The 4509-nt window shown below is 56.1% G+C and carries 7 protein-coding genes; all 7 read right to left on the minus strand.

The annotated features are described in order from the left end of the window. Positions 1-545 precede the first annotated feature (545 nt). Entirely contained in the window at positions 546-947 is a 402-nt protein-coding gene (locus tag RSSM_RS25130) for a hypothetical protein (RefSeq protein WP_144060105.1), read from the minus strand. 245 nt (positions 948-1192) lie between these two features. Beyond that, a complete protein-coding gene (locus RSSM_RS25135; protein WP_008686530.1) occupies positions 1193-1555 on the minus strand; it encodes a CPCC family cysteine-rich protein in 363 nt (120 codons plus the stop codon). 154 nt (positions 1556-1709) lie between these two features. Next, positions 1710-1997 (minus strand): hypothetical protein, encoded by a 288-nt coding sequence (locus RSSM_RS25140; RefSeq protein WP_008686531.1) that lies wholly within the window; start codon positions 1995-1997, stop codon positions 1710-1712. Positions 1998-2168: 171 nt separating this feature from the next. Further along, the gene (locus RSSM_RS25145) at positions 2169-2561 is read right to left on the minus strand and encodes a hypothetical protein (protein ID WP_008686532.1); all 393 of its coding nucleotides are present in this window, start codon (positions 2559-2561) and stop codon (positions 2169-2171) included. A gap of 139 nt (positions 2562-2700) precedes the next feature. After that, on the minus strand, positions 2701-3207 hold the full coding sequence (locus RSSM_RS25150) for an SUKH-3 domain-containing protein (RefSeq protein WP_008686533.1): 507 nt from the start codon (positions 3205-3207) through the stop codon (positions 2701-2703). Between the two features lie 179 nt (positions 3208-3386). After that, the gene (locus RSSM_RS32935) at positions 3387-3746 is read right to left on the minus strand and encodes a hypothetical protein (protein WP_008686534.1); all 360 of its coding nucleotides are present in this window, start codon (positions 3744-3746) and stop codon (positions 3387-3389) included. A 163-nt stretch (positions 3747-3909) separates the two neighbouring features. Continuing rightward, positions 3910-4509 (minus strand): hypothetical protein (locus RSSM_RS25160; RefSeq protein WP_236621374.1); only part of this gene is annotated, 600 nt, incomplete at its 5' end.

A 4509-nucleotide genomic window follows, 5' to 3' on the forward strand; every position in this document is an offset into this window, starting at 1 on the left:
TGTTTGAACTACGAAAGATTGTGCCAACGCCAGCCCGCGTGGCCAAACGCGGAAGGTGTGCCGAAGGCCTAGCGTAAAAACCATGTTGTGCGGCACTGACAATGGGGCCGCGCGGCGAGACGATGACATCGAATGCTTGCAAAGAGCTTGAAACGCGGAGAAAGCGGAATTGCGGAGGTCGCGGAGTGATGCAAAAACACTTGCATCCGAGGCGATGTCATTTGACAATGGCGTTAGTCGCACGACGCGCACCCATCCGCGAAGCAGGACGTTCGAACGAATGGGTGCGTCTCGCGCGACCATTGCATTTGCCAGCGATCGGTTGAACCACAGAGGACACAGAGAGCACTGAGGTGAGCCACGGATGCACACCGATCAACACAGATGCAACCGATTGTCTGGGCCGCCCAACGGAAGGTTTTTACGACACCGCCACTCCATTAGTGGACGGCTTGGACTATGAGCAAGTTTACCACCCCAGCGAGGCTTGAACAACGAGCGGGCGGTGTGCCGAAGGCCTAGCGTAAAAACCATGTTAGTGGCCACTATGCGGCGGGAATACGGTTTCCCTCGGCGAGACGCTCCACAAAGTCGCCGAATGTGGTCGTCTCGGTATCGGGGAGACGACGGAGGTCAATTTGAGTTGACGTTTCTTGTTCCGTGAAGAATACGAAATCTTGGATGTAGCCACTGTCAAACTGCAGGTCGAGGAGTGTCCGCATCGAATCGGACGGGTGAATCATGTCGGGTGTCGTTCCGCAGAGCGTTGCCATGGCGCGACGTGCACCAAAGTGGAAGTCGTTGTGTAGGGGATTCGTGATAGCCGCCGTGTACTGCGCATCCGTCAACGGTTCTCGGTCGGCGAAAAAGCGTTCTTCGGCCTTGCCAATCCGTTTGCGCTCAGTGAACAATGAAACAACATAGATCAACGGAAATGCCAGAATCATTACTACGATCAGCAAGAGGACTTGGAACATGAGTTCACTAGTGGCCACTAACGGAAGGTTTTTACGACACCGCCCTAAACGAAGCGAGCGATGCCTGAACTACGAGGAATTGTACCAACGGATGGCGGCCTGAACAAACGACAGCGGTGTGCCGAAGGCCCCAGCGTAAAAACCATGTTATGTGCCGCGATGCAGCAGAGTAAGTGTTCCAGCGGCAATCAGCTGCAGGTCGAGCGTGGGTAACGTCAACCAGATGATTTAGGTGTTGCCCAATAGTACGTCGCGAGCACTTCGGACGCAGCGTTGAAGTAACCAACACCCACACCGTCGTGGCCGTCAGATGGTTGGATACACTCGTCGTCGGCAAGAGGTCGCCAATCGGCATGTCGCGTGAACCCGTCCGCAGAACGGACATCGGGCGGAAGTTCCGCGAGAGCTTGAAGTTGGTAGTCGCGCAAACTACCGGAGTTCGCACCACCGCGCATTCCGGGATACCGCAGTTGGACGTGGTCGTCCTCCCATCCGCAAACGGGACAGATTTCGTAACTGCCGGGCGGTTCACCGAAAACGAGGAAGCCGCAAGACGGGCATGGATAATCGGAGGTCATCGCTAGCGGCACATAACGGAAGGTTTTTACGACACCGCCCAAAACGAAGCGGTGGAGTTTGAATCACGAACAGCTAATGATATGCCTGCCCCCCTTGAAGTGCAAAGGAAGGTGTGCCCGAAGGGCCTAGCGTAAAAACCATGTTACGCGACCGTCAGCCCCGCGAGATTAGGCCCACATCGGCGAGGACGTCAAAGGCCGAATCCACAGATTCGTCATCAAGGTCGGGAAGCGCAAGGATGTCGGCCGCCATGAGAACGTAGGCATCGGGAAGCGGCTTGTGCCGCAAGAGGTAAGCGAGCCGTTCGTCGTAGCCGAGCGAGCCGATCCAGTCCCAGAAGTCGCAAACGTAGCCCTCGCCGTCGCCCATCCGCCAACCGAGGTCGCCGGCGGGCATGTCGGGGAAACGCAGCCAAGGCGGTTGCATGTCGCGAGGTGTCACGATTGATCCGCCATTCGGTAGGTCGCGTAACGGAAGGTTTTTACGACACCGCCCTGAACGAAGCGAACGATGCCTGAACTACGGAAATTACACCAAGGCCATGGCCCGTTGCCAAAGAGCCAAGGTGTGCCGAAGGCCCCAGCGTAAAAACCATGTTGTGCGACCGGTGAACTAAGGCGAGGTGTCGAGCAACGTTTTCGCTGTAGCATAATCGAGCTGAAGCTCGACGGGCCGGTCAAAGACATCGACCTCGATGAAGATGACTTTTGCGATGGCATCGACGCGAGTGATACTGCCGGTGTAGCCCGCGAATTGACCATCGTTAATGCTAACGGCGTCACCGGCAAGTAACGGTGGATCACCAAACACCTTGAATGCCAGTTTACGCAACAAAGTCCGTTGAAATCCGTGAACCGAGACGTCGGGTGGGCGGTCGTCTTGAACCACGGTGTCGGTGGGTGTGTAGCGCAGCGTAACGGTTGCTGGTAAGCCAGAACCGCGTCGCACACGGTCGATGACGATTTTGTCAGGATCGAGTCCGAATGATTCGCGGCTGGAATTCACGGTAGGTCGCACAACGGAAGGTTTTTACGACACCGCCCTAAACGAAGCGAGCGATGTATGCACTACGACAGATTCTACCACCAGAGGGAGGCTTGAACAAACGACAGCGGTGTGCCGCAGGCCTAGCGTAAAAACCATGTTATCCGACGCTGGGCTGCCAGTTGTAAATGCGTGGATCGCCCGCATGATAGTCCTCGCCGTAGTAGTTGATTCCGGTTTCGCCAGGCGCGAGCAATGGGCGGTGGCGAACACCAGTTAGCAAGTTGAGCATTGCCGCGTTAAAACCGTCGCCAACGTATCCTACATATTCGGTGATGTCATTGGATGTGAAAACGCGTGAATCTGAAGCGATCCACAATTGTTCGTATGTGTCTGAAGCCACGGCGAAGCCAACAAGTGTGGTCGCGAGATGTGATTGCCAGCGGTCGACAGTTGGCCAGCGATGCTCCAGCGGGCGGATGTCGACGTCAGCGGTCGCACATTCCACACCAGAGTCAGTGTCGGGTTTGATATGTAGACCGCCGAATCGGCCGAGAACATTGAAAGCCGGATGATCGTGTGGGATTCGAGTGGGAACGTCGAATTGCCAATCAGAGTGCCAGCCAGCAGAGGTAAATAGCGGCAACAACTTGGCGTGAAGTTCCATTAGGTTGCGTCGGATAACGGAAGGTTTTTACGACACCGCCCTGAACGAAGCGAGCGACGCCTGAACTGCGTGAAATTGTACCAACGGAAGGCGGCTTGAACAAACGACAGCGGTGTGCCGCAGGCCTCAGCGTAAAAACCATGTTGTTGGTCACTGAAGTGCGAAGAGAGTCACCATTGTCATAGTGCCTCCTCGGAAACGTTCCAATCGGATTCCGCGTCGGTTAATCGCAGAACGTGAACGAAGTAAGCCGCCATGAAGTCTGCGAGTGCGGGCATCGAACCGTCCGCGCCATGAGAGAACGTTACGAAAGTGTTCGGCTCCCAAGACGCGATGTCAAGGAGAGGAACGCCCGGAAGTGATGCGAGGGCCGATGCGGGATCATCCGCCGACGGATACGCGAGATTGATGTGTTCCCACGTGATCTGCGCCCAACGGTCAGCATCCGCGGTTGACTGCAGGTTGACGCACCAATCACCGAAACCGTCCGCAGTTTGGGAAACGGCACGTTCGATATGTTTAGCGATCCACGACGCCATTTGCCTGTGACCAACAACGGAAGGTTTTTACGACACCGCCCTGAACGAAGCGGTGGAGTTTGAATCACGAGTGATTGTACCAATGCGAGCGCCCGTTGCCAAACAAGCGAAGGTGTGCCGAAGGCCTAGCGTAAAAACCATGTTAGCCGCCCGCCGCGCTGGATTAGAGATGATACCACAGATAACGCCATTCGCAGCCGGTAGTGTCGGCAAGCGAGGCGAGGAACTCATCGACGGGAACAGCGTCACCCTCATAGATTTGCTGAATCGTGATCCAACACCGGGCGAATCCGGCAACATGTTGCCAATTCAGATCGGGAATTGAACAACCATGCCCGCAATCCGCGCAGTTGAACGCGGCATTGGTGTCGTGCCACGCACCGATTAGATCGCCCCAGTCGCCTGCCGGAGTCGCGCAGACAGGGCAGAGCGGATCGCGAATGTTGCAGCCACATGTCACGCCCGGCTTATCGCACGAAGAAAGTTCGATCTGCACGAAATCCCTGCTGTCTTGTGGCGGCAGTTCCGTTAGCCCATCTTCAGTGGGCTTGAGTTCGATAACGTTGTGCGTGCAATCAAAACGGATCAGCTCGAAGAACGCACTGCCGGGCCGAAAACGGACATCGCCGAAGTAGTCGAACTCTTCGCCGAGAAAGTTGAGGAGGCGTAATCGGTCGGCGAAATCGGGTGGAGGGCTGAAGTCGGGGTCAGCCGGATGCAGAGATAACGCGTGAATCGACATGATCTCGGAGCGGCTAACGGA

The organism is Aporhodopirellula sallentina SM41 (assembly GCF_000346505.1).
Lineage (GTDB): Bacteria > Planctomycetota > Planctomycetia > Pirellulales > Pirellulaceae > Rhodopirellula > Rhodopirellula sallentina.